The sequence below is a fragment of the Pseudomonas sp. RA_15y_Pfl2_54 genome, from assembly GCF_963971015.1.
GTDB classification, from domain to species: domain Bacteria; phylum Pseudomonadota; class Gammaproteobacteria; order Pseudomonadales; family Pseudomonadaceae; genus Aquipseudomonas; species Aquipseudomonas baetica_A.
Genome location: NZ_CAXAPN010000022.1, coordinates 62930 through 83409, shown reverse-complemented (window position 1 = coordinate 83409; position 20480 = coordinate 62930). Strand labels below are relative to the sequence as shown.

The window sequence follows — 20480 nt, the reverse complement described above, 5'->3', positions numbered from 1 at the left end:
TCATGGCCAATTTGCGTATTGCGCTGGTGGCGGGTGAAGCTTCCGGTGACATTTTGGGTGCCGGCCTCATGCGTGCCCTCAAGGCACAGCATCCGTCGGTCGAGTTCATCGGTGTCGGCGGTCCGTTGATGCAGGCGGAAGGTCTGACCTCGTACTTTCCCATGGAGCGCTTGTCGGTCATGGGGCTGGTTGAGGTCCTCGGTCGTTTGCGCGAGTTGCTCAAGCGTCGTAAAGAGCTGATTGCCACGCTGATTGCCGAAAAACCGGACGCGTTCATCGGTATCGATGCCCCCGACTTCAACCTCAATATCGAACTCAAGCTGCGTCAGGCCGGGATCAAAACCGTGCATTACGTCAGCCCGTCGGTGTGGGCGTGGCGGCAGAAGCGCGTGCTGAAGATTCGCGAAGGCTGCGATTTGATGCTCACCCTTTTCCCGTTCGAAGCCAGATTCTACGAAGAGAAAGGCGTACCGGTACGCTTCGTCGGTCACTCGCTGGCCGATGCCATTCCGCTGGAGGCTGATCGTGCGGCTGCGCGTGCCGAGTTGGGATTGCCTGATGGGCCGCTGATCGCGCTGATGCCTGGTAGTCGTGGCGGTGAGGTCGGTCGCCTCGGCGCACTGTTCCTCGATACCGCCCAGCGCCTGCGCGCGATGCGTCCGGGCGTTCGCTTTGTCATGCCGTGCGCCAGCCCGGAGCGCCGTTTGCAGCTTGAAGAACTGCTCGCTGGCCGCGATTTGCCGGTGACCTTGCTCGATGGCAAGTCTCATCTGGCCTTGGCTGCCTGTAACGCCGTATTGATCGCCTCCGGTACGGCAACCCTCGAAGCGCTGTTGTACAAGAGGCCGATGGTGGTTGCCTATCGTCTGGCACCGCTGACGTTCTGGATTCTCAAACGCATGGTCAAGAGCCCGTATGTATCGCTGCCAAATCTGTTGGCCCAGCGTCTGCTGGTTCCGGAGTTGTTGCAGGACGATGCAACTGTCGAGGCGCTTGCCCAGACCCTGTCGCCCTTGATCGAGGGCGGTGAAGAGCAGACTCGCGGCTTCGACGAGATTCACCGCACGCTGCGTCTGGACGCATCCAATCAGGCGGCGCATGCCGTCCTTAACCTGATCGGTCAATCACGATGAGCAAGACAAGCATGCAAATGGGCCTGGATTTCACGTTGGTCGCCGAAGTTGAAGAACTGGTCGCCGGCGTCGATGAAGTCGGTCGCGGCCCGTTGTGCGGTGCAGTGGTGACGGCAGCGGTGATCCTCGATCCGAACCGCCCTATCGTCGGGCTCAACGACTCGAAGAAACTCACCGAAGCCAAACGGGAAAAGCTTTACGACGAGATCATCGAAAAATCCCTGAGCTGGTGCATCGCTCGCGCCGAAGTCGAAGAAATCGATGAATTGAATATTTTGCACGCGACCATGCTGGCCATGCAGCGCGCCGTGGCCGGGCTGCACATCCAGCCGAAACTGGCGATGATCGATGGCAACCGCTGCCCGAAACTGCCGATGCGCGCCGAAGCGGTTGTAAAGGGCGATAGCAAGGTGCCTGCCATTGCTGCGGCATCGATTCTGGCCAAGGTCAGTCGTGACCGCGAAATGGCTGCGTTCGAACTGATTTACCCGGGTTATGGCATTGGCGGCCACAAAGGCTATCCGACGCCCGTTCATCTGGAAGCATTGTCCCGGCTCGGGCCGACCCCGATTCACCGGCGCTCGTTCGCCCCGGTGCGTCAGGCATATGAGGCGCTGGAAGGCCTGACGCAGGTTTAGTCGCAAGGCTGATGTTTTGTTCGAGGCCCGGTACAATCCGGGCCTTGTTGTCTCTATGTAACTGGACAGGATCACTATGCCGGCTTCATTCGTTCACCTACGCCTGCACACTGAATACTCCCTGGTCGACGGGCTGGTGCGGATCAAGCCACTGGTCAAGGCCCTGGCTGGCATGAACATGCCGGCCGTCGCGGTCACCGATCAGAACAACATGTGTTCCCTGGTCAAATTCTATAAAAACACCATGGGCGCAGGGATCAAGCCGATCTGCGGCGCTGACCTGTGGCTGTCGAACAAGGATCCGGATGCGCCGCTGAGCCGGATCAGCCTGTTGGTCATGAACGCCAAGGGCTATCGCAATCTCACTGAGCTGATTTCCCGTGGCTTCATTGAAGGTCAGCGCAATGGCATGATCATCGTCGAGCGAGAGTGGGTCGCCGAGGCCAGCGAAGGCCTGATCATGCTGTCTGCCGCCAAAGAAGGCGAGATCGGCATGGCCCTCATCGGCGGTAACCCGGCTGAAGCTGAGGTTCTGACGCGTGAATGGATGGCGGTGTTTCCGGATCGTTTTTATCTGGAAATCCAGCGTACCAACCGTCCCAACGATGAAGAGCAACTGCATGGTGCTGTGGCTCTGGCCGACAAGCTGGGCGCGCCACTGGTGGCGAGCAACGATGTGCGTTTCATCAAGCAGGAAGACTTCGCCGCCCACGAAACCCGCGTTTGCATCGGTGAGGGCCGCGCCCTCGACGATCCGCGGCGTTCGAAGAATTACAGCGATCAGCAATACCTCAAAAGCGCCGAGGAAATGGCCGAGCTGTTCAGCGACATTCCTGACGCCATCGAAAACACCGTCGAAATTGCCAAACGCTGCAATATCGATGTGAAACTGGGCACGCACTTCCTGCCCAACTTCCCGATTCCCGATGGCATGACCATCGATGAGTACTTCCGCAAGGTGTCCTTCGACGGTCTGGAGGAGCGGCTCGCGGTTCTGTTGCCCAAAGACACCACCGAAGACTACGAAGCCAAGCGTCAGGTGTACGTCGACCGCTTGAATTTCGAGCTGGATATCATCATCCAGATGGGCTTCCCCGGTTATTTCCTGATCGTGATGGACTTTATCCAGTGGGCCAAGAACAACGGCGTACCGGTTGGACCAGGTCGTGGGTCGGGTGCTGGATCGCTGGTGGCCTATGTGCAGAAAATCACCGACCTCGACCCGCTGGAATACGACCTGCTGTTCGAACGTTTCCTTAACCCGGAACGGGTATCGATGCCCGACTTCGACGTCGACTTCTGCATGGACGGTCGTGATCGGGTGATCGACTATGTGGCCGAGAAATACGGGCGCAACGCGGTAAGCCAGATCATCACCTTCGGTTCCATGGCGGCAAAAGCTGTGGTGCGTGACGTGGCGCGGGTACAGGGCAAGTCCTACGGCCTGGCGGATCGTCTGTCGAAGATGATTCCGTTTGAAGTCGGCATGACCCTGGAAAAAGCCTACGAGCAGGAAGAGATCCTGCGCGACTTCATTAAGGTCGATGAAGAGGCGGCGGAAATCTGGGAGATGGCGCGCAAGCTCGAAGGCGTTGTGCGTAACGTCGGCAAGCACGCTGGTGGTGTGGTGATCGCACCGACCAAACTGACCGACTTCTCGCCGATCTATTGCGACGAGGCCGGTGACGGTCTGGTAACCCAGTTCGACAAGGACGATGTTGAGGCTGCCGGTCTGGTGAAGTTCGACTTCCTCGGTCTGCGGACGTTGACGGTTATTGACTGGGCGCTAAAGACCATCAACCGAGACCGCGCCAAGGTCGACGAACCACCGCTGGATATCGCGTTCATCCCGCTGGATGACAAACCGACTTACCAGTTGCTGCAAAAAGCTGAAACCACTGCGGTGTTCCAGCTTGAATCCCGAGGCATGAAAGAGCTGATCAAAAAGCTCAAGCCCGACTGCCTGGAAGACTTGATCGCACTGGTAGCGCTGTTCCGTCCGGGCCCGCTGCAGTCCGGCATGGTGGACGACTTCATCAACCGTAAGCACGGTCGCGCCGAACTGGCGTACCCGCACTCGGATTACCAGTACGAGGGCCTCAAGCCAGTATTGGCACCGACTTACGGCATCATCCTGTATCAGGAACAGGTGATGCAGATTGCCCAGGTCATGGCCGGTTACACCCTCGGCGGTGCGGACATGCTGCGTCGGGCGATGGGTAAGAAAAAACCCGAAGAGATGGCCAAACAGCGCGGCGGTTTCATTGAAGGTTGCAAGACCAACAATATCGACGCCGACCTCGCCGGTAACATTTTCGACCTGGTGGAAAAATTCGCCGGTTACGGCTTCAACAAGTCTCACTCCGCCGCTTACGGTCTGGTTTCGTATCAGACTGCCTGGCTGAAAACCCATTACCCGGCGCCGTTCATGGCTGCGGTACTGTCGGCGGACATGCACAACACCGACAAGGTCGTGACCTTGATCGAAGAAATTCGCACGATGAAGCTGCGTCTCGACGCGCCAGACGTGAATACTTCGGAGTTCAAGTTCACGGTGAACGACGACGGCCGCATTGTGTATGGCCTCGGCGCGATCAAAGGGGTCGGTGAAGGCCCGGTAGAAGCAATCACTGAGGCGCGTCAGGAAGGCCCGTTCAAGGATTTGTTCGATTTCTGCGCCCGTGTCGACCTCAAGCGCATCAACAAGCGCACGCTCGACGGTTTGATTCGCAGCGGTGCACTGGATCGTCTGGGGCCTTATTTTCACGACGAACAAAAGGCTTATCAGGCCAATATCGACCGTAATCGCGCGGTGTTGCTGGCGGCGATGGAGGAGGCGATCAAGGCTGCAGAGCAAACCGCCCGCACCCACGACAGTGGTCACGCCGACCTGTTTGGCGGTCTGTTCGTCGAGGAAGATGCTGACGTTTATGCCAGTCATCGCAAAGCCAAGGAGCTGACCCTCAAGGAGCGCCTCAAGGGTGAAAAAGACACCCTGGGCCTGTACCTGACCGGTCACCCGATTGACGAATACGAAGGTGAGATCCGCCGTTTCGCCCGCCAGCGCATCATCGACCTGAAACCGGCGCGCGATACGCAAACCGTGGCCGGGATGATCATTGCCCTGCGGGTGATGAAGAACAAGAAGGGCGACAAGATGGGCTTCATCACCCTCGACGACCGCTCCGGCCGGATCGAAGCGTCGCTGTTTGCCGAAGCGTTCCATTCCGCGCAGTCGCTGTTGCAGACCGACGCGATGGTGGTGGTTGAAGGCGAGGTCAGCAACGATGACTTCTCCGGCGGCCTGCGCCTGCGGGTCAAGCGCGTGATGAGCATGGAAGATGCGCGCACCAACCTTGCCGAAAGCCTGCGCCTGAAGCTGCAAACCCAGGACCTCAAAGGCGATCAGCTACGCTGGTTGGGTGATTTGCTCAAGCGTCATCGCGGGGCGTGTCCGATCACCATGGAGTACACCAGCCCCGATGCGAAGACCTTGCTGCAGTTTGGCGAGACCTGGCGCATCGACCCGGCGGATGCGTTGATTCAAGCCTTGCGTGACCAGTTCGGGCGAGACAACGTCTTCCTCCAATACCGTTGAGCGGCAGGTGCCATCATTGCGCTTGCCCGAAACCTGAATTTTTAATCTCGACCTTAGCGCGCCTCTCCCTTAAGGTAGGGCGCGAATAGACAACCGGCCGACCCAAGCTCATTTGGGATACGACCCAAGACGGACGCCTATGAACCCGAATTTTCTAGATTTCGAACAGCCGATCGCCGACCTGCAAGCCAAGATCGAAGAGTTGCGCTTGGTCGGTAATGACAATTCGCTGAATATCGGCGATGAGATCTCCCGCCTGCAGGACAAGAGCAAAACGCTGACCGAGGACATCTTCGGCAAGCTGACCAGCTGGCAGATCGCACGCTTGGCGCGTCACCCGAAACGCCCGTATACCCTGGACTACATCGAACACATCTTCACCGAGTTCGATGAACTGCACGGCGACCGTCACTTCTCCGACGACGCTGCGATCGTGGGGGGCATTGCTCGTCTGGAAGACCAGCCAGTGATGATCATCGGTCACCAGAAGGGCCGCGAAGTCCGTGAAAAAGTACGCCGCAACTTCGGCATGCCGCGTCCGGAAGGCTACCGCAAGGCATGCCGTCTGATGGAAATGGCCGAGCGTTTCAAAATGCCGATCCTGACCTTCATCGACACCCCGGGTGCCTATCCAGGTATCGACGCCGAAGAGCGTAACCAGAGCGAAGCCATCGCCTGGAACCTGCGTGTGATGTCGCGCCTGAAGACCCCGATCATCGCCACCGTTATCGGCGAGGGTGGTTCAGGCGGTGCACTGGCCATCGGTGTTTGCGATCAGTTGAACATGCTGCAGTACTCGACCTACGCGGTGATCTCGCCGGAAGGTTGTGCTTCGATTCTGTGGAAAACCGCCGAAAAAGCGCCGGACGCTGCTGAAGCCATGGGCATCACTGCCGAGCGCCTGAAAGGTCTGGGCATCGTTGACAAGGTGATCGGCGAGCCTTTGGGCGGCGCTCACCGTGATCCGGCCGCTGCCGCTGCCTCGATTCGTGCCGAGCTGAGCTCGCAGCTGGCAATGCTGAAGAAGTTCGACAACGAAGCGCTGCTCAAGCGCCGTTACGATCGACTGATGAGCTACGGTCTCTGACAGATCGCGCAATACCCAATGTGGGAGCGGGCTTGCTCGCGAAAGCGGTATAACAGTCGACAGATGTGTTGAATGTTGAGACGCCTTCGCGAGCAAGCCCGCTCCCACTTTGATTTGGGCAAAGAGTTAGATAGGGGTCAGTCCGTGAGTGATCTGCCTTCCCGGCTTCTGCTGAATCTTGCAGCTTGGCGCAACGCCACTGCATGGCGCGTCGCTTTCTCCGGTGGTCTCGACTCGACCGTCCTGCTGCATCTGCTTGCCGATCTCGTAAAAGACCAATCCCTTCCGGCGCTAAGCGCCATCCACATTCATCACGGCCTCCAGCCTGCGGCGGATGCGTGGCCACAGCATTGCCAGTCGTTCTGTGATGCGCTGGGTGTTCCATTGCAAGTGGAGCGGGTCACGGTGCAACCGGGTGCGAGTCTGGAGCGAGCGGCGCGCAATGCGCGTTATGCGGTGTTCGGTGCGCTGACGCAGGCCAATGATGTGCTGCTGACCGGTCAGCATCGGGATGATCAGGCCGAAACATTACTGTTTCGTCTGTTGCGTGGCGCAGGTGTCAGAGGATTATCGGGCATGCCGAGCCAGCGAGCGCTGGGGCGGGGTGTTCTGATTCGACCTTTGCTTGATGTCCCTCGGGCTGAACTGGAGGCCTACGCACAAGCTCATCAATTGCACTGGATCGAAGACCCGTCGAATCAGGATCGTCAGTTCTCGCGTAATTACCTGCGCCATCAGGTCATGCCGCTGCTGAGCAGTCGCTGGCCGCAAGCGCAAGCAAGCATGGCGCGCAGCGCTGCGCATCTGCGTGAGGCGCAGGGTTTGCTCGATGAATTGGCGCAAATCGATCTGGCACAGGCTGCAACGCCTCATGAGTTCCAATGGCTGCGCTTGCCGTCTCTGGCGTTGGCGCCACTTTGCGCTCTCACCGCCCCCCGGCAACGAAATGCGCTGAGTCATTGGCTCGAACCGCTGACACGTTTGCCTGACACCGACCATTGGTCGGGTTGGGCGGATCTGTGCAATGCCAGTCACGATGCTTCGCCGGTCTGGCGTCTGGCCGATGGCGAGTTGCATCGCAGTGCCGGTCGTCTGTGGTGGCTCAGTGGCGACTGGCTGCGCGCTCCAGTGATCGACGGCGAGTGGCAGGCACCGGCGTCGCCGCTAAGCTTGCCCCATAACGGGGGGGTCATGTTCAGCGGTCAGGCTCCCTGCGGCCCGTTACGCATTGCCTATCGGCAGGGTGGCGAAGTGATGCATTTGGCGGATCGCGGCCATCGCGACCTCAAACGGTTGCTCAATGAGCGTGCGGTGCCGGGTTTCGTGCGTGGCAGATTGCCGCTGCTTTTTCGCGGTGACGAATTGCTCGCGGTGGCGAACCTGCCGGGACTTGATGGCCACGAGCAGGACGGCTGGAAAATGAGTTGGCAGCCAACAGACGAAGATCAAGGTTTGAGATGAAAGGGGCATTCCGGTAGACTACGCTCCCTTCTTGATACAACTTCTGTGGATTCGCCTGAATTGCAGGAGTTGCCGATTACCAAGCAGTCTTTGCTGGGCGATTCCAAAAAATGTGTAGCGCACAACGTACCGGTGTTTCATCTGCCGGTCTGTCCCAACGCGGCGGTTTTTTTGAAAGGTGCACTGTGATTAATGCTGGTGATCGGGGGCTTCGGCCTTCCTTCGCTTTCCCCGGCGGCTCGTACCGCTTTAACGCAGACTTCTAGGGTTTTTCATGACGCGCTACATATTCGTCACGGGCGGTGTTGTTTCTTCATTGGGGAAAGGCATTGCCTCGGCTTCATTGGCGGCCATCCTGGAGGCGCGGGGGCTTAAAGTCACCATGCTTAAGCTGGATCCGTACATCAACGTTGACCCGGGCACGATGAGCCCGTTCCAGCACGGTGAAGTGTTCGTCACCCATGACGGCGCCGAGACTGACCTGGACCTGGGCCATTACGAGCGGTTCATCCGCACGACCATGACCCAGAACAACAACTTCACCACCGGCCGTGTCTACGAGCACGTGCTGCGCAAAGAGCGCCGTGGTGACTACCTGGGTGCAACCATCCAGGTGATCCCGCACATCACCGACGAAATCAAGCGCCGCATCATCAAGGGGGCTGGCGATGCTGACGTGGCCATGGTCGAGATCGGTGGCACCGTGGGTGACATCGAGTCGCAACCGTTCCTCGAAGCCATTCGTCAATTGCGTTTCGAAGTCGGCGCCAAGCGCGCGATGCTGATGCACCTGACCTTGGTGCCGTACATCGCCACGGCCGGCGAGACCAAAACCAAGCCAACCCAGCACTCGGTAAAAGAGCTGCGTTCGATCGGCCTGCAGCCAGACGTGCTGGTGTGCCGTTCCGATCACCCGATCGACATCTCGTCGCGTCGCAAAATCGCTCAGTTCACCAACGTTGAAGAACGTGCGGTGATCGCGCTGGAAGACGCCGACACTATCTACAAGATCCCGGGCATCCTGCATTCCCAGGGCCTGGACGATTTCGTTGTCGAGCGTTTTGGCCTGCAATGCGGCAGCGCTGATCTGTCCGAGTGGGAAGCAGTGGTTGATGCCAAGCTGAACCCGGAACACGAAGTCACCATCGCGATGGTCGGCAAATACATGGAGCTGCTGGACGCCTACAAGTCGCTGATCGAAGCGATGAGTCACGCCGGCATCAGCAACCGCACCAAGGTCAACCTGCGCTACATCGACTCCGAAGACATCGAAAACCAGGGCACTGCGCTGCTCGAAGGTGTTGACGCGATTCTGGTGCCGGGCGGCTTCGGTCTGCGTGGCGTGGAAGGCAAGATCACCGCTGTTCAGTACGCTCGCGAAAACAAGGTTCCGTACCTGGGTATCTGCCTGGGTATGCAAGTGGCAGTCATCGAGTTCGCCCGTAACGTAATGGACTGGAAAGACGCCAACTCCACCGAGTTCGATCGCGCCAGCGGTCACCCGGTCGTGGGCCTGATCACCGAGTGGGAAGATGCGACCGGTGCCGTTGAAGTGCGTACCGAAGCTTCCGACCTGGGCGGCACCATGCGTCTCGGCGCTCAGGATTGCCTGCTCGAAGCCGGCTCCAAAGTGCACGATTGCTACGGCAAGGACGTGATTGTCGAGCGTCACCGTCATCGTTACGAAGTGAACAACAACCTGCTGCCGCAAATCATCGAAGCCGGCCTGAAAATCTCCGGTCGTTCCGCTGATGCTGCGCTGGTTGAAGTGGTTGAAGCACCGGATCATCCATGGTTCGTGGCTTGCCAGTTCCACCCTGAGTTCACCTCGACACCACGCGATGGCCATCCGCTGTTCAGCGGTTTTGTCAAAGCAGCGTTGGCTCAACACCAGAAGAAGGCGTAACCCCGATGGCACAGAAGATCATCCGCGTCGGCGACATCGAAATTGCCAACGACAAACCCATGGTGCTGTTCGGCGGCATGAACGTGCTGGAAAGCCGTGACATGGCCATGCAGGTTTGCGAAGAGTACGTGAAGGTTACCGAAAAGCTCGGCATCCCTTACGTGTTCAAGGCCAGCTTCGACAAAGCCAACCGTTCTTCTGTGGCCTCTTATCGCGGTCCTGGCCTGGAAGAGGGCATGCGCATCTTCCAGGACATCAAACAAGCCTTTGGCGTGCCGATCATCACCGACGTCCATGAGCCTGATCAGGCTCAGGTCGTTGCTGAAGTCTGCGACATCATCCAGTTGCCGGCCTTCCTGTCGCGCCAGACCGATCTGGTTGTCGCGATGGCCAGGACCAATGCCGTGATCAACATCAAGAAAGCCCAGTTCCTCGCCCCTCAGGAAATGAAACACATCCTGAACAAGTGCGTGGAAGCGGGTAACGATCAATTGATCCTCTGCGAGCGTGGTTCGAGCTTCGGCTACAACAACCTCGTGGTCGACATGCTCGGCTTCGGCATCATGAAGCAGTTCGAGTACCCGGTGTTCTTCGACGTGACTCACTCGCTGCAAATGCCTGGCGGTCGTTCCGACTCCGCCGGCGGTCGCCGCGCACAGGTTCTGGATCTGGCCAAGGCTGGCATGAGCCAGGGCTTGGCGGGTCTGTTCCTTGAGGCCCACCCAGACCCGGACAACGCCAAATGCGATGGCCCTTGCGCCTTGCGTCTGGACAAACTGGAGCCATTCCTGGCCCAGCTCAAAGCTTTGGACGAACTGGTGAAGAGTTTTCCGACGGTAGAAACCGCGTAAACCTCAATTCTCCGGTAAAGTACCGCACGATTTGTCGCTCATGCCCTCGGGCATGAGCGTTATCGTCTGCAAGACTGCCCGCTGCACACCCCTTGCCGACGGTAAAAAGATTTCCTCTAGCTGCGTCGTTTTCGTCAACTTTGGAGTGTTTACAACAATGGCAAAAATCGTCGACATCAAAGGTCGTGAAGTTCTCGACTCCCGTGGCAATCCCACCGTGGAAGCGGACGTGCTTCTCGACAACGGCATCATCGGCAGCGCCTGCGCGCCATCCGGTGCATCCACTGGCTCGCGTGAAGCGCTCGAGCTGCGTGATGGCGACAAGAGCCGTTACCTGGGCAAGGGCGTGCTCAAAGCGGTAGCCAACATCAACGGTCCGATCCGCGATCTGCTGCTGGGCGCCGACCCAAGCGACCAGAAAGCCCTGGATCACGCGATGATCAAGCTCGACGGTACCGAAAACAAAGCAACCCTGGGCGCCAACGCCATCCTCGCCGTGTCCCTGGCTGCGGCCAAGGCTGCTGCACAGGATCAGGACCTGCCGCTGTACGCGCACATCGCCAACCTGAACGGCACTCCGGGTGTTTACTCGATGCCGGTGCCGATGATGAACATCATCAACGGCGGCGAGCACGCCGATAACAACGTCGACATCCAGGAATTCATGGTTCAGCCAGTCGGCGCCAAGTCTTTCTCGGAAGGTCTGCGCATGGGCACCGAGATTTTCCATCACCTCAAAGCTGTGCTGAAGGCTCGTGGCCTGAGCACCGCTGTTGGCGACGAAGGCGGTTTCGCACCGAACCTGGCGTCCAACGAAGACGCTTTGAAAGTGATCTCCGAAGCCGTAGCCAACGCCGGTTACAAGCTGGGCACCGACGTGACCCTGGCGCTGGACTGCGCGGCCAGCGAATTCTACGAAGACGGCAAGTACAACCTGTCCGGCGAAGGTCAGGTATTTACCGCTGAAGGTTTTGCCGATTACCTCAAAGGCCTGACCGAACGTTATCCGATCATCTCGATCGAAGACGGTCTGGACGAGTCCGACTGGGCTGGCTGGAAGATCCTCACCGACAAGATCGGCGAGAAGGTTCAACTGGTTGGCGACGACCTGTTTGTGACCAATACCAAGATCCTGAAAGAAGGCATCGATAAAAAGATCGCCAACTCGATCCTGATCAAGTTCAACCAGATCGGCACGCTGACCGAAACCCTGGAAGCCATCCAGATGGCCAAGGCTGCCGGTTACACCGCCGTGATCTCGCACCGCTCGGGCGAAACCGAAGATTCGACCATTGCCGACCTGGCTGTGGGCACCTCGGCTGGCCAGATCAAGACCGGTTCGCTGTGCCGTTCCGACCGCGTTTCCAAGTACAACCAACTGCTGCGTATCGAAGAGCAGTTGAATGGCAAAGCCAAGTACAACGGTCGTAGCGAGTTCCGCGGTTAAGCGCAAACTGATGGAAGGACACCGGATTGTGTCGGAAAAGTCGTGACAGCGATGGATTTGCCACTAATCTGATGCCTTGAAAGCACAAGCCTGGTTCTTCCAGGCTTCGTGCTATCAGACGTTTCAAATTTTGCATGGCTGTCTTTTTTCACTGGATACCTGATATTCGATGCGCAGTCCCTACTGGTTGTTTCTAGTGTTGCTCTTGCTACTGGCCGGTCTGCAGTACCGTCTGTGGGTGGGCGATGGCAGTCTGGCGCAGGTCGCCGAACTGAATCAGCAGATTGCTGATCAACACGCCGAGAACGAAGCCTTGCTGGAGCGCAATCGGGTGATGGACGCCGAGGTCAGTGAGCTGAAAAAAGGCATGGAGACCGTTGAGGAACGAGCTCGCCATGAACTGGGCATGGTCAAGGACGGCGAAACCCTTTATCAGTTGGCTCAATGAACGATTCGCTGCCGGCCTTCTGGGCCGTGATTCCTGCCGCGGGCGTGGGTGCCCGAATGGCCGCGGACCGTCCCAAGCAATACCTGCAACTGGACGGGCGCACAATTCTCGAACACAGCCTCGGCTGTTTCCTCGATCACCCGAGCCTCATGGGGTTGGTGGTCAGTCTTGCTGTTGATGATCCTTATTGGCCGAACCTTGCTTGCGTCAACGATCCGCGTATTCAGCGGGTAGACGGCGGGGCCGAACGTTCTGGCTCAGTGCTCAATGCCTTGCTGCATCTGAATGCGCAGGGTGCCGACGATGACGATTGGGTGCTGGTGCACGATGCGGCACGACCTAACCTGAGCCGTGATGACCTCGACAGGTTGCTTGCCGAACTGGCCACTGACCCGGTGGGCGGTTTGCTGGCGGTGCCTGCGCGCGACACGCTCAAACGGGTCGACAAGCATGGTCGTGTTGTCGAAACCGTTGATCGCAGTGTGATCTGGCAGGCTTATACGCCACAGATGTTTCGCCTTGGTGCGCTGCACCGAGCGTTGGCGGACAGTCTGGTCGCGCAGGCAGTGATTACCGATGAGGCCTCGGCGATGGAGTGGGCTGGTCTGGCGCCGCGTCTGATCGAGGGGCGCGCGGATAACCTCAAAGTGACCCGGCCGGAAGATCTGGAGTGGCTGCGTCAGCGTTGGGCCAATCGCCGCTGAATCCCGGTCGCATAAACAACCCATCCCTCAGTTGCGATACTCAGGCCGCTCGGCCAACCCTTCCTTCAAGAAATCCACCAGTTTTCGCACTTTCGGCGACAGGTGCCGCTGCTGCGGATACAGCGCCCACACCGCGGTATTCGGCGGTTGATGGGCCTCCAGCAACGAAATCAACGCGCCGCTGTGCAGGTGCTCCAGCACGTAATAGTCCGGCAACTGACACAGACCGACCCCTTGCAGCGCCGCATCCAGCACCGCTTGCCCACTGTTGCAGCGCCAGTTTCCCTGCACCCGTTGGGAAAATTCTCGCCCGTTCTGTTCCAGTTGCCAGATATCCGAGCTGCCGATCAGGCAATTGTGCCGGCTCAGTTCCGACAAACTGTGTGGGCGGCCATACCTTTCCAGGTAGGACGGCGACGCACACAGATACATGCGCCGTGGCGCCAAGCGAGCAGCGACCAGTCGCGAGTCCTGCAACCGGCCCAGGCGAATCGCCAGATCCAAACCCTCATGCACCAAATCGAGTTGACGGTTGCTCAGTTCGATGTCAACGCGCAGTTGCGGGTAATGCCCCATGAATCGCGTCACCAGCGGCACGATAAAACGTTCGCCGTATGCCACGGCACAGGTCATGCGTAGCATGCCTTTGGGTTCGCTGGTCAGATCGCCGACCGCGCGCAGAGCTTCTTCTCGCCCGTCCTGCAAGCGTTGGCAATGTTGCAGAAAGGTTTGGCCGGCCTCGGTCAGTGCCACTCGACGAGTGCTGCGGTAGAGCAAGCGTGTCTGTAAACGCTCTTCCAGTCGTACGATTTGTCGACTGATGTGTGAGGAAGAAACACCAAGGCGTTCGGCAGCGGCGGTGAATTGGCTGCATTCGGCAACGGCGACGAATTCATCGATGCCTTCCCAGCGGTTGTCGGTCATCGGGATTATCCCTGTGTGGCAATAATGTTTTGCTTTTGTTCGGATTATTCATCAGTTGGCGCTGAACTACACTGCGTGTCTCGTTTTTATTCACTGGAGAGTCAGCATGATCAAGTCGCGCGCCGCCGTTGCCTTCGAGGCCAAGAAGCCGCTGGAAATCGTAGAAGTCGATGTCGCCATGCCCAAGGCGGGTGAAGTGTTGCTGCGCGTGGTGGCTTCCGGTGTTTGCCACACTGACGCTTACACGTTGTCCGGCGCTGACCCGGAAGGCATCTTTCCATCGATCCTCGGCCACGAAGGCGGCGCCATCGTTGAAGCTATCGGCGAAGGTGTCACCTCGGTTGCCGTTGGCGATCATGTGATCCCGCTGTACACCCCGGAATGCGGCCAGTGCAAATTCTGCAAGTCGGGCAAGACCAACCTGTGTCAGGCGATTCGTGCCACCCAGGGCAAAGGTTTGATGCCGGACGGCACTTCGCGTTTTTCCTACAAAGGCGAAACGATTTTCCACTACATGGGGACTTCGACCTTTTCCGAATACACCGTGTTGCCGGAAATCTCCGTGGCCAAGATCGCCAAGGACGCGCCATTGGAGAAGGTTTGCCTGCTGGGCTGTGGCGTCACCACCGGTATCGGCGCCGTAATCAACACCGCCAAGGTCAAGCCGGGTGACACCGTAGCGATCTTCGGTCTCGGCGGCATTGGCCTGTCGGCGGTCATCGGCGCCGTGAAGGCCAAGGCTTCGCGCATCATCGCCATCGATATCAACCCGGCCAAGTTCGAGATCGCCAAACAGTTGGGTGCCACCGATTGCGTTAACCCGAAAGACTTCGATCGTCCGATCCAGGAAGTGATCGTCGACATGACCGACGGCGGTGTCGACTTTTCTTTCGAATGTATCGGTAACGTGCAATTGATGCGCGCAGCGCTGGAATGCTGCCACAAGGGTTGGGGTGAGTCGGTGATCATCGGCGTGGCCGGTGCGGGCCAGGAAATCTCCACTCGTCCATTCCAACTGGTGACCGGGCGCGTCTGGCGCGGTTCGGCGTTCGGTGGCGTGCGTGGTCGCACCGAGCTGCCAAGCTACGTCGACATGGCCCAAAGCGGTGAAATTCCACTGGATACGTTCATCACCCACACCATGGGCCTGGAAGACATCAACAAGGCATTCGACCTGATGCACGAAGGCAAGAGCATTCGTACCGTCATTCATTTCTGATCAATCGCGACGTCATGGCTGCAAGTCTTGAAGGCTTGCAGCGTCGGCCGCGTAGGAGTCTTTACATGAGTCTGGAAAATATCTCCTGTCAGAAAAGTTTTGGTGGATGGCACAAGCGCTATCGCCATCGCTCGGATGTGCTCGGCTGCGACATGGTATTTGCCGTGTACTTGCCGCCACAGGCGGAGCAGGGCGGCAAGTTACCGGTGCTGTACTGGCTATCGGGCCTGACCTGTACCGATGAAAACTTCATGCAGAAAGCCGGCGCCATGCGCATGGCCGCCGAGCTCGGCTTGATCATCGTGGCGCCGGACACCAGTCCGCGTGGCCCTGATGTGCCGGGCGATCCTGAAGGTGCGTGGGACTTCGGCCTCGGTGCCGGATTTTATCTCAATGCCATGCAGGAACCGTGGTCGAGGCACTATCGGATGCATGACTATGTCGTGCAGGAATTGCCTTCACTGGTTGAAGCGCATTTTCCGGCCTCCGATAAGCGCAGCATCAGCGGCCACTCCATGGGCGGTCACGGCGCGCTCGTATGTGCGTTGCGTAATCCCGGGCGTTACCAATCGGTGTCGGCCTTTTCGCCGATCAACAACCCGATGGATTGCCCGTGGGGGCAGAAGGCGTTTTCGCGCTATTTGGGTGAAGACCGTTCGAAGTGGAAAGAATGGGATGCCTGCGCGCTGATCGCCGAAACCAACGAAAAGCTGCCGCTGCTGGTTGATCAAGGTGATCGGGATGACTTCCTGGCCACCCAGCTTAAACCCGAAGCCCTGCAACAAACGGCAAAACAAGCGAACCATCCGCTGACGTTGCGCCTGCAACCGGGCTACGACCACAGTTATTTCTTCATCTCAAGCTTCATAGACGACCACTTGCAGCATCACGCACGCGCTCTGCGCGGTTAATGCAGGTAGAATCACGCCCTGACAAAAATCGGGGCGTTTTTTATGCGTATTGGCCACGGCTATGATGTGCACCGTTTCGCTGAAGGCGATTTCATTACTCTGGGCGGCGTGCAGATTGCACACGGCTTCGGGCTGCTCGCTCATTCTGACGGTGACGTCCTGCTGCACGCCTTGAGCGATGCCTTGCTCGGCGCAGCTGCGCTGGGTGATATCGGCAAACACTTTCCGGACACCGACCCGCAGTTCAAGGGCGCCGACAGTCGCGCATTGCTGCGTCATGTGGTCGGGTTGATCCACGCCAAAGGCTGGAAAGTCGGCAATGTCGACAACACCATCGTCGCCCAGGCGCCAAAAATGGCCCCGCATATCGAATCGATGCGCGCGCTGATCGCTGCGGATCTACAAGTTGAGTTGGATCAAGTGAACGTGAAAGCTACCACCACCGAAAAGCTTGGCTTTGTCGGTCGCGAAGAAGGCATCGCCGTGCACTCCGTTGCCTTGTTGCTGCGCGCATGAATGAACTGCAATTGCTCGGCCCGCGGGCCTATGGCGAACCCCTCGGCACTGCGGTACTGAAAGCCATCGCGGAAGATTTTCAGGTCGATGAAGTGCTCGACATCCCGTTCAGCGGCGATGGCGAACACTTGTGGATCTGGGTCGAAAAACGGGGTCTGAACACTGAAGAGGCCGCGCGGCGTATCGCCAAGGCTGCCGGCGTCCCGTTGCGCACCGTCAGTTACGCCGGGCTCAAGGATCGGCAGGCGCTGACCCGTCAGTGGTTCAGCGTGCAACTGCCGGGCAAGGCTGACCCGGATCTGTCGGCGGCGGAAAACGACACACTGAAAATCCTCAAGACCACCCGCCATAAGCGCAAGCTGCAACGTGGTGCGCATTCGGCCAACGGCTTTACCTTGCGCCTGACCCAGTTCGCCGGCGACAAGGCGGCGATCGAGCAGCGTCTGCAGTTGATCGCCAAACAAGGCATTCCCAATTATTTCGGCGCCCAGCGTTTCGGCCATGACGGTGGCAACGTCGTCGATGCGCGTGCATGGGCGGCGCGCAAGGCCTTGCCAGAGCAGCGCAATGTGCGTTCGCGCCTGCTGTCGACGGCGCGCAGTTTTCTGTTCAATCAGGTGCTGGCGGCGCGGGTCGCTGATGGCACCTGGCAGCGCGCGCTGGTCGGCGATCTGTTGGCGTTCACCGATAGCCGCAGCTTTTTCCCGGCCGGTGAAGCCGAGTGCAGCGATCCGCGTCTGGCGATTCTCGATCTGCACCCGACCGGCCCGCAGTGGGGCGAAGGTGACGCTCCGACCGCTGGCGCTGTCCATGATCTGGAACAGGGGATTGCCGCCCGTGAAGCAGAACTGCGTGACTGGTTGATTCACGCCGGCATGAGCCACGAACGTCGCATCCTGCGACTGCCCATTGGCGGGTTGACGTGGCATTATCCCCAGCCTGACATTCTGCAACTGGAATTCGTCCTCCCGGCCGGATGCTTCGCCACCGTATTGGTGCGCGAGCTCGTTGATCTGGTGCCGGTGGGGCAGACGGACAGCCCATGCGTATTCTGATTTCTAACGACGATGGGGTAACCGCACCCGGTCTCGCCGCGCTTTATGCTGCGCTGGCGGATTACACCGAATGCGTGGTTATCGCCCCGGAGCAGGACAAAAGCGGCGCCAGCAGTTCGCTGACGCTCGACCGTCCATTGCATCCGCAATATCTGGCCAATGGCTTCATCAGCCTCAATGGCACACCGACCGACTGCGTGCACCTGGGCCTCAATGGTTTGCTGGAGCGCGAACCGGATATGGTGGTTTCCGGTATCAACCTCGGCGCCAATCTCGGCGATGACGTGTTGTATTCCGGGACAGTGGCGGCAGCCCTTGAAGGCCGGTTTCTCGAGCGCCCTTCGTTCGCCTTTTCGCTGGTCTCACGTCAGGTGGATAATCTTCCTGCGGCGGCCTACTTTGCGCGCAAGCTGGTCGAGGCCCATGCCGGGCTCGATCTGCCGCCGCGCACGGTGCTCAACGTGAACATTCCCAATCTGCCGATTGATCATATTCGCGGCATTCAGTTGACCCGACTCGGTCATCGCGCTCGGGCGGCGGCGCCAATGAAAGTGGTCGATCCGCGCGGCAAGTCTGGTTACTGGATTGCCGCCGCCGGCGATGCTGAAGACGGCGGCCCCGGGACTGATTTCCATGCCGTGATGCAGGGCTATGTTTCGATTACTCCGTTGCAGCTTGATCGCACCTTCAACGATGCCTTCAGAGGGCTCGACGGCTGGCTGGAGGGGCTGCGCTGATGGCTCGTGAACACGAAGACAGAATGCGTAGCGGCATCGGCATGACTTCCCAGCGAACGCGCGAGCGTCTGATTCAGCGTTTGTACGAAGAGGGTGTGTCCAACACTAAGGTACTGGAAGTGATCCGGCGCACGCCGCGTCACCTGTTCGTCGACGAAGCGCTGGCGCACCGCGCTTATGAAGACACGGCGTTGCCGATCGGCCACAACCAGACCATCTCCCAGCCTTATATGGTGGCGCGCATGAGCGAGTTGCTACTGGAGGCCGGGCCGCTGGACAAGGTGTTGGAGATTGGTACCGGCTCCGGTTACCAGACCGCCGTGTTGTCGCAACTGGTGGAGCGGGTCTTCTCGGTTGAGCGCATCAAGGTTTTGCAGGATCGCGCCAAGGAACGTCTGGTCGAACTGAACTTGCGCAACGTGGTGTTCCGTTGGGGCGATGGTTGGGAAGGCTGGCCGGCACTGGCGCCGTACAACGGTATTATCGTCACTGCCGTGGCCACCGACGTGCCGCAAGCGTTGCTCGATCAGTTGGCTCCGGGCGGGCGCCTGGTGATCCCGGTAGGCTCGGGTGAAGAACAGCAACTGATGCTGATCGTGCGCGAAGAGCACGGCTTTTCCCGACACGTTTTGGGCGCTGTGCGATTCGTGCCTTTGCTCAATGGGCCGCTGGCCTGAGCATATATTCAAAGGCGCTGAATTCCTTTCGTTCGCTTTGGTCTTACTTCGGTGGCGAGGGTTTAAACGCAGCAGGTTGTCAGCTTGCAAACGTGTGCGCGAAGCCATTTCGCAACATTAAAGGTAAAGCTGATTCGGCCCGTTATACTGGCGACACTTCATGCCGAAAGCCGGCATTTCAAATTTTTCAGCCACCACAAAGGGAGCGGCGGGTGAGTCTCACAGTCATTGCGCAGCGTATGGTTAACACGAGCTTTCAGCGCCTGGTGACTGGCCTTGTCTTGAGCACCTTGTTAGTGGGTTGCTCCAGCACCAAATCGAGCAATGTTCGAGTCGTTGATCGCAACGCGGTCGCTCAGCGTCCTACAGTGACAACTGGGCAGTATGTAGTCCGAAAGGGGGACACCTTGTTCTCCATCGCGTTTCGCTACGGCTGGGACTACAAAGCCCTCGCGGCTCGGAACAATATTCCTACGCCGTACACGATCCACCCAGGTCAGACAATTCGCTTTGATGGCCGCACCGGTTCAACGTCCACGGCGGTGGTGAGCCGCTCCAGTTCTTCGCCTTCATCGTCGAGTAAAACCACGGTAATCCGGCGCCAGGCGAATGGCACGACAACCACTACAACCACCGGTTCTACGGGCGCTGTACCGTCCGTCGCCAGCAAGCCAGCGCCCGCTCCACTGCCTCCAGCGGGTCCGGCCCCTACCGGCTGGGGATGGCCATCTAATGGCATCCTGATCGGGAAATTCTCTTCAAACGGTAGTTTGAATAAAGGAATTGATATCGCCGGGGATTTGGGACAGCCTGTTTTAGCTGCGTCTGATGGGACGGTTGTATACGCCGGGAGTGGCTTAAGGGGCTACGGCGAATTGGTCATCATCAAACACAGCGAAACCTACGTAAGTGCTTACGGTCACAACCGTCGGCTGTTGGTTCGGGAGGGACAGCAGGTCAAGGTCGGACAGACAATTGCCGAAATGGGGTCAACGGGTACAGACCGGGTGAAACTGCATTTTGAGATTCGCCGACAAGGTAAACCTGTAGATCCGCTGCAGTTCCTGCCAAGACGTTGATTTGTAAGCCAGCCTGTTCCGTCGCGTAGAGGGGACAGGCTCCAGCGCTGCCAAGGATAAAGGCGTCGCTTGAGCTTGGGGTCGAACTC

At 58.7% G+C, this 20480-nt stretch carries 18 protein-coding genes; 17 read left to right on the top strand and 1 reads right to left on the bottom strand.

Going from position 1 to position 20480, the window contains the following annotated elements; all coding sequences use genetic code 11:
* Positions 1 to 2 precede the first annotated feature (2 nt).
* The 10 genes from lpxB (at position 3) to ispD (ending at position 13273) form a co-directional block, all read left to right on the top strand.
* Positions 3 to 1133, top strand: coding sequence for a lipid-A-disaccharide synthase (gene lpxB / locus AACY50_RS17320; protein WP_339430553.1), 1131 nt, complete (start codon positions 3 to 5; stop codon positions 1131 to 1133).
* 11 nt (positions 1134 to 1144) lie between these two features.
* Positions 1145 to 1771 carry a ribonuclease HII gene (gene rnhB / locus AACY50_RS17315; protein ID WP_339430762.1) on the top strand — a complete coding sequence of 209 codons (627 nt, stop codon included), beginning with the start codon at positions 1145 to 1147 and terminating at the stop codon, positions 1769 to 1771.
* 76 nt (positions 1772 to 1847) lie between these two features.
* On the top strand, positions 1848 to 5369 hold the full coding sequence (gene dnaE, locus AACY50_RS17310; protein ID WP_339430554.1) for a DNA polymerase III subunit alpha: 3522 nt from the start codon (positions 1848 to 1850) through the stop codon (positions 5367 to 5369).
* Between the two features lie 139 nt (positions 5370 to 5508).
* Entirely contained in the window at positions 5509 to 6456 is a 948-nt protein-coding gene (locus AACY50_RS17305; RefSeq protein WP_038357918.1) for an acetyl-CoA carboxylase carboxyltransferase subunit alpha, read from the top strand.
* 144 nt (positions 6457 to 6600) lie between these two features.
* Positions 6601 to 7917 (top strand): tRNA lysidine(34) synthetase TilS, encoded by a 1317-nt coding sequence (tilS, locus tag AACY50_RS17300; RefSeq protein WP_339507505.1) that lies wholly within the window; start codon positions 6601 to 6603, stop codon positions 7915 to 7917.
* A gap of 274 nt (positions 7918 to 8191) precedes the next feature.
* Entirely contained in the window at positions 8192 to 9823 is a 1632-nt protein-coding gene (locus AACY50_RS17295) for a CTP synthase (RefSeq protein ID WP_339538899.1), read from the top strand.
* A gap of 5 nt (positions 9824 to 9828) precedes the next feature.
* Positions 9829 to 10674 (top strand): 3-deoxy-8-phosphooctulonate synthase, encoded by an 846-nt coding sequence (gene kdsA, locus AACY50_RS17290; RefSeq protein WP_339430557.1) that lies wholly within the window; start codon positions 9829 to 9831, stop codon positions 10672 to 10674.
* Between the two features lie 157 nt (positions 10675 to 10831).
* Complete coding sequence (gene eno / locus AACY50_RS17285; protein ID WP_339430558.1) at positions 10832 to 12121, top strand: phosphopyruvate hydratase; 1290 nt, start codon at positions 10832 to 10834, stop codon at positions 12119 to 12121.
* 169 nt (positions 12122 to 12290) lie between these two features.
* Positions 12291 to 12569, top strand: a complete 279-nt coding sequence (gene ftsB / locus AACY50_RS17280; RefSeq protein ID WP_339430559.1) for a cell division protein FtsB — start codon at positions 12291 to 12293, stop codon at positions 12567 to 12569.
* Positions 12566 to 13273: a 2-C-methyl-D-erythritol 4-phosphate cytidylyltransferase gene (gene ispD, locus AACY50_RS17275; RefSeq protein WP_339430560.1), complete on the top strand. Its 708-nt coding sequence runs from the start codon at positions 12566 to 12568 to the stop codon at positions 13271 to 13273. The genes ftsB and ispD overlap by 4 nt, the downstream gene beginning before the upstream one ends.
* 27 nt (positions 13274 to 13300) lie before the next feature.
* Here the strand turns inward: ispD and AACY50_RS17270 are convergent, their stop codons facing one another.
* The gene (locus tag AACY50_RS17270; RefSeq protein WP_339430561.1) at positions 13301 to 14197 is read right to left on the bottom strand and encodes a LysR substrate-binding domain-containing protein; all 897 of its coding nucleotides are present in this window, start codon (positions 14195 to 14197) and stop codon (positions 13301 to 13303) included.
* 106 nt (positions 14198 to 14303) lie between these two features.
* Between AACY50_RS17270 and AACY50_RS17265 the strand changes: the two genes are divergently transcribed.
* The 7 genes from AACY50_RS17265 (at position 14304) to AACY50_RS17235 (ending at position 20391) form a co-directional block, all read left to right on the top strand.
* Positions 14304 to 15416 carry an S-(hydroxymethyl)glutathione dehydrogenase/class III alcohol dehydrogenase gene (locus AACY50_RS17265; protein ID WP_339430562.1) on the top strand — a complete coding sequence of 371 codons (1113 nt, stop codon included), beginning with the start codon at positions 14304 to 14306 and terminating at the stop codon, positions 15414 to 15416.
* Positions 15417 to 15481: 65 nt separating this feature from the next.
* On the top strand, positions 15482 to 16327 hold the full coding sequence (gene fghA, locus AACY50_RS17260) for an S-formylglutathione hydrolase (protein ID WP_339430563.1): 846 nt from the start codon (positions 15482 to 15484) through the stop codon (positions 16325 to 16327).
* Positions 16328 to 16369: 42 nt separating this feature from the next.
* Positions 16370 to 16843 (top strand): 2-C-methyl-D-erythritol 2,4-cyclodiphosphate synthase, encoded by a 474-nt coding sequence (gene ispF, locus AACY50_RS17255; protein ID WP_221732463.1) that lies wholly within the window; start codon positions 16370 to 16372, stop codon positions 16841 to 16843.
* Positions 16840 to 17898: a tRNA pseudouridine(13) synthase TruD gene (gene truD, locus AACY50_RS17250; protein ID WP_339430564.1), complete on the top strand. Its 1059-nt coding sequence runs from the start codon at positions 16840 to 16842 to the stop codon at positions 17896 to 17898. The genes ispF and truD overlap by 4 nt, the downstream gene beginning before the upstream one ends.
* Positions 17886 to 18635 carry a 5'/3'-nucleotidase SurE gene (surE, locus tag AACY50_RS17245; RefSeq protein ID WP_339430565.1) on the top strand — a complete coding sequence of 250 codons (750 nt, stop codon included), beginning with the start codon at positions 17886 to 17888 and terminating at the stop codon, positions 18633 to 18635. Before truD ends, surE begins: the two co-directional genes overlap by 13 nt.
* 41 nt (positions 18636 to 18676) lie before the next feature.
* Complete coding sequence (locus tag AACY50_RS17240) at positions 18677 to 19312, top strand: protein-L-isoaspartate(D-aspartate) O-methyltransferase (protein WP_339430763.1); 636 nt, start codon at positions 18677 to 18679, stop codon at positions 19310 to 19312.
* Positions 19313 to 19524: 212 nt separating this feature from the next.
* Complete coding sequence (locus AACY50_RS17235; protein WP_339430566.1) at positions 19525 to 20391, top strand: peptidoglycan DD-metalloendopeptidase family protein; 867 nt, start codon at positions 19525 to 19527, stop codon at positions 20389 to 20391.
* The last annotated feature ends 89 nt before the right edge of the window (positions 20392 to 20480 follow it).

Bases quoted from the DNA above. Each gene is read 5' to 3' on its own strand.
- lpxB (WP_339430553.1), top strand. From the start codon at position 3: ATGGCCAATTTGCGTATTGCGCTGGTGGCGGGTGAAGCTTCCGGTGAC.
- rnhB (WP_339430762.1), top strand. From the start codon at position 1,145: ATGCAAATGGGCCTGGATTTCACGTTGGTCGCCGAAGTTGAAGAACTG.
- dnaE (WP_339430554.1), top strand. From the start codon at position 1,848: ATGCCGGCTTCATTCGTTCACCTACGCCTGCACACTGAATACTCCCTG.
- AACY50_RS17305 (WP_038357918.1), top strand. From the start codon at position 5,509: ATGAACCCGAATTTTCTAGATTTCGAACAGCCGATCGCCGACCTGCAA.
- AACY50_RS17295 (WP_339538899.1), top strand. From the start codon at position 8,192: ATGACGCGCTACATATTCGTCACGGGCGGTGTTGTTTCTTCATTGGGG.
- kdsA (WP_339430557.1), top strand. From the start codon at position 9,829: ATGGCACAGAAGATCATCCGCGTCGGCGACATCGAAATTGCCAACGAC.
- eno (WP_339430558.1), top strand. From the start codon at position 10,832: ATGGCAAAAATCGTCGACATCAAAGGTCGTGAAGTTCTCGACTCCCGT.
- ftsB (WP_339430559.1), top strand. From the start codon at position 12,291: ATGCGCAGTCCCTACTGGTTGTTTCTAGTGTTGCTCTTGCTACTGGCC.
- ispD (WP_339430560.1), top strand. From the start codon at position 12,566: ATGAACGATTCGCTGCCGGCCTTCTGGGCCGTGATTCCTGCCGCGGGC.
- AACY50_RS17270 (WP_339430561.1), bottom strand. From the start codon at position 14,197: ATGACCGACAACCGCTGGGAAGGCATCGATGAATTCGTCGCCGTTGCC.
- AACY50_RS17265 (WP_339430562.1), top strand. From the start codon at position 14,304: ATGATCAAGTCGCGCGCCGCCGTTGCCTTCGAGGCCAAGAAGCCGCTG.
- fghA (WP_339430563.1), top strand. From the start codon at position 15,482: ATGAGTCTGGAAAATATCTCCTGTCAGAAAAGTTTTGGTGGATGGCAC.
- ispF (WP_221732463.1), top strand. From the start codon at position 16,370: ATGCGTATTGGCCACGGCTATGATGTGCACCGTTTCGCTGAAGGCGAT.
- truD (WP_339430564.1), top strand. From the start codon at position 16,840: ATGAATGAACTGCAATTGCTCGGCCCGCGGGCCTATGGCGAACCCCTC.
- surE (WP_339430565.1), top strand. From the start codon at position 17,886: ATGCGTATTCTGATTTCTAACGACGATGGGGTAACCGCACCCGGTCTC.
- AACY50_RS17240 (WP_339430763.1), top strand. From the start codon at position 18,677: ATGACTTCCCAGCGAACGCGCGAGCGTCTGATTCAGCGTTTGTACGAA.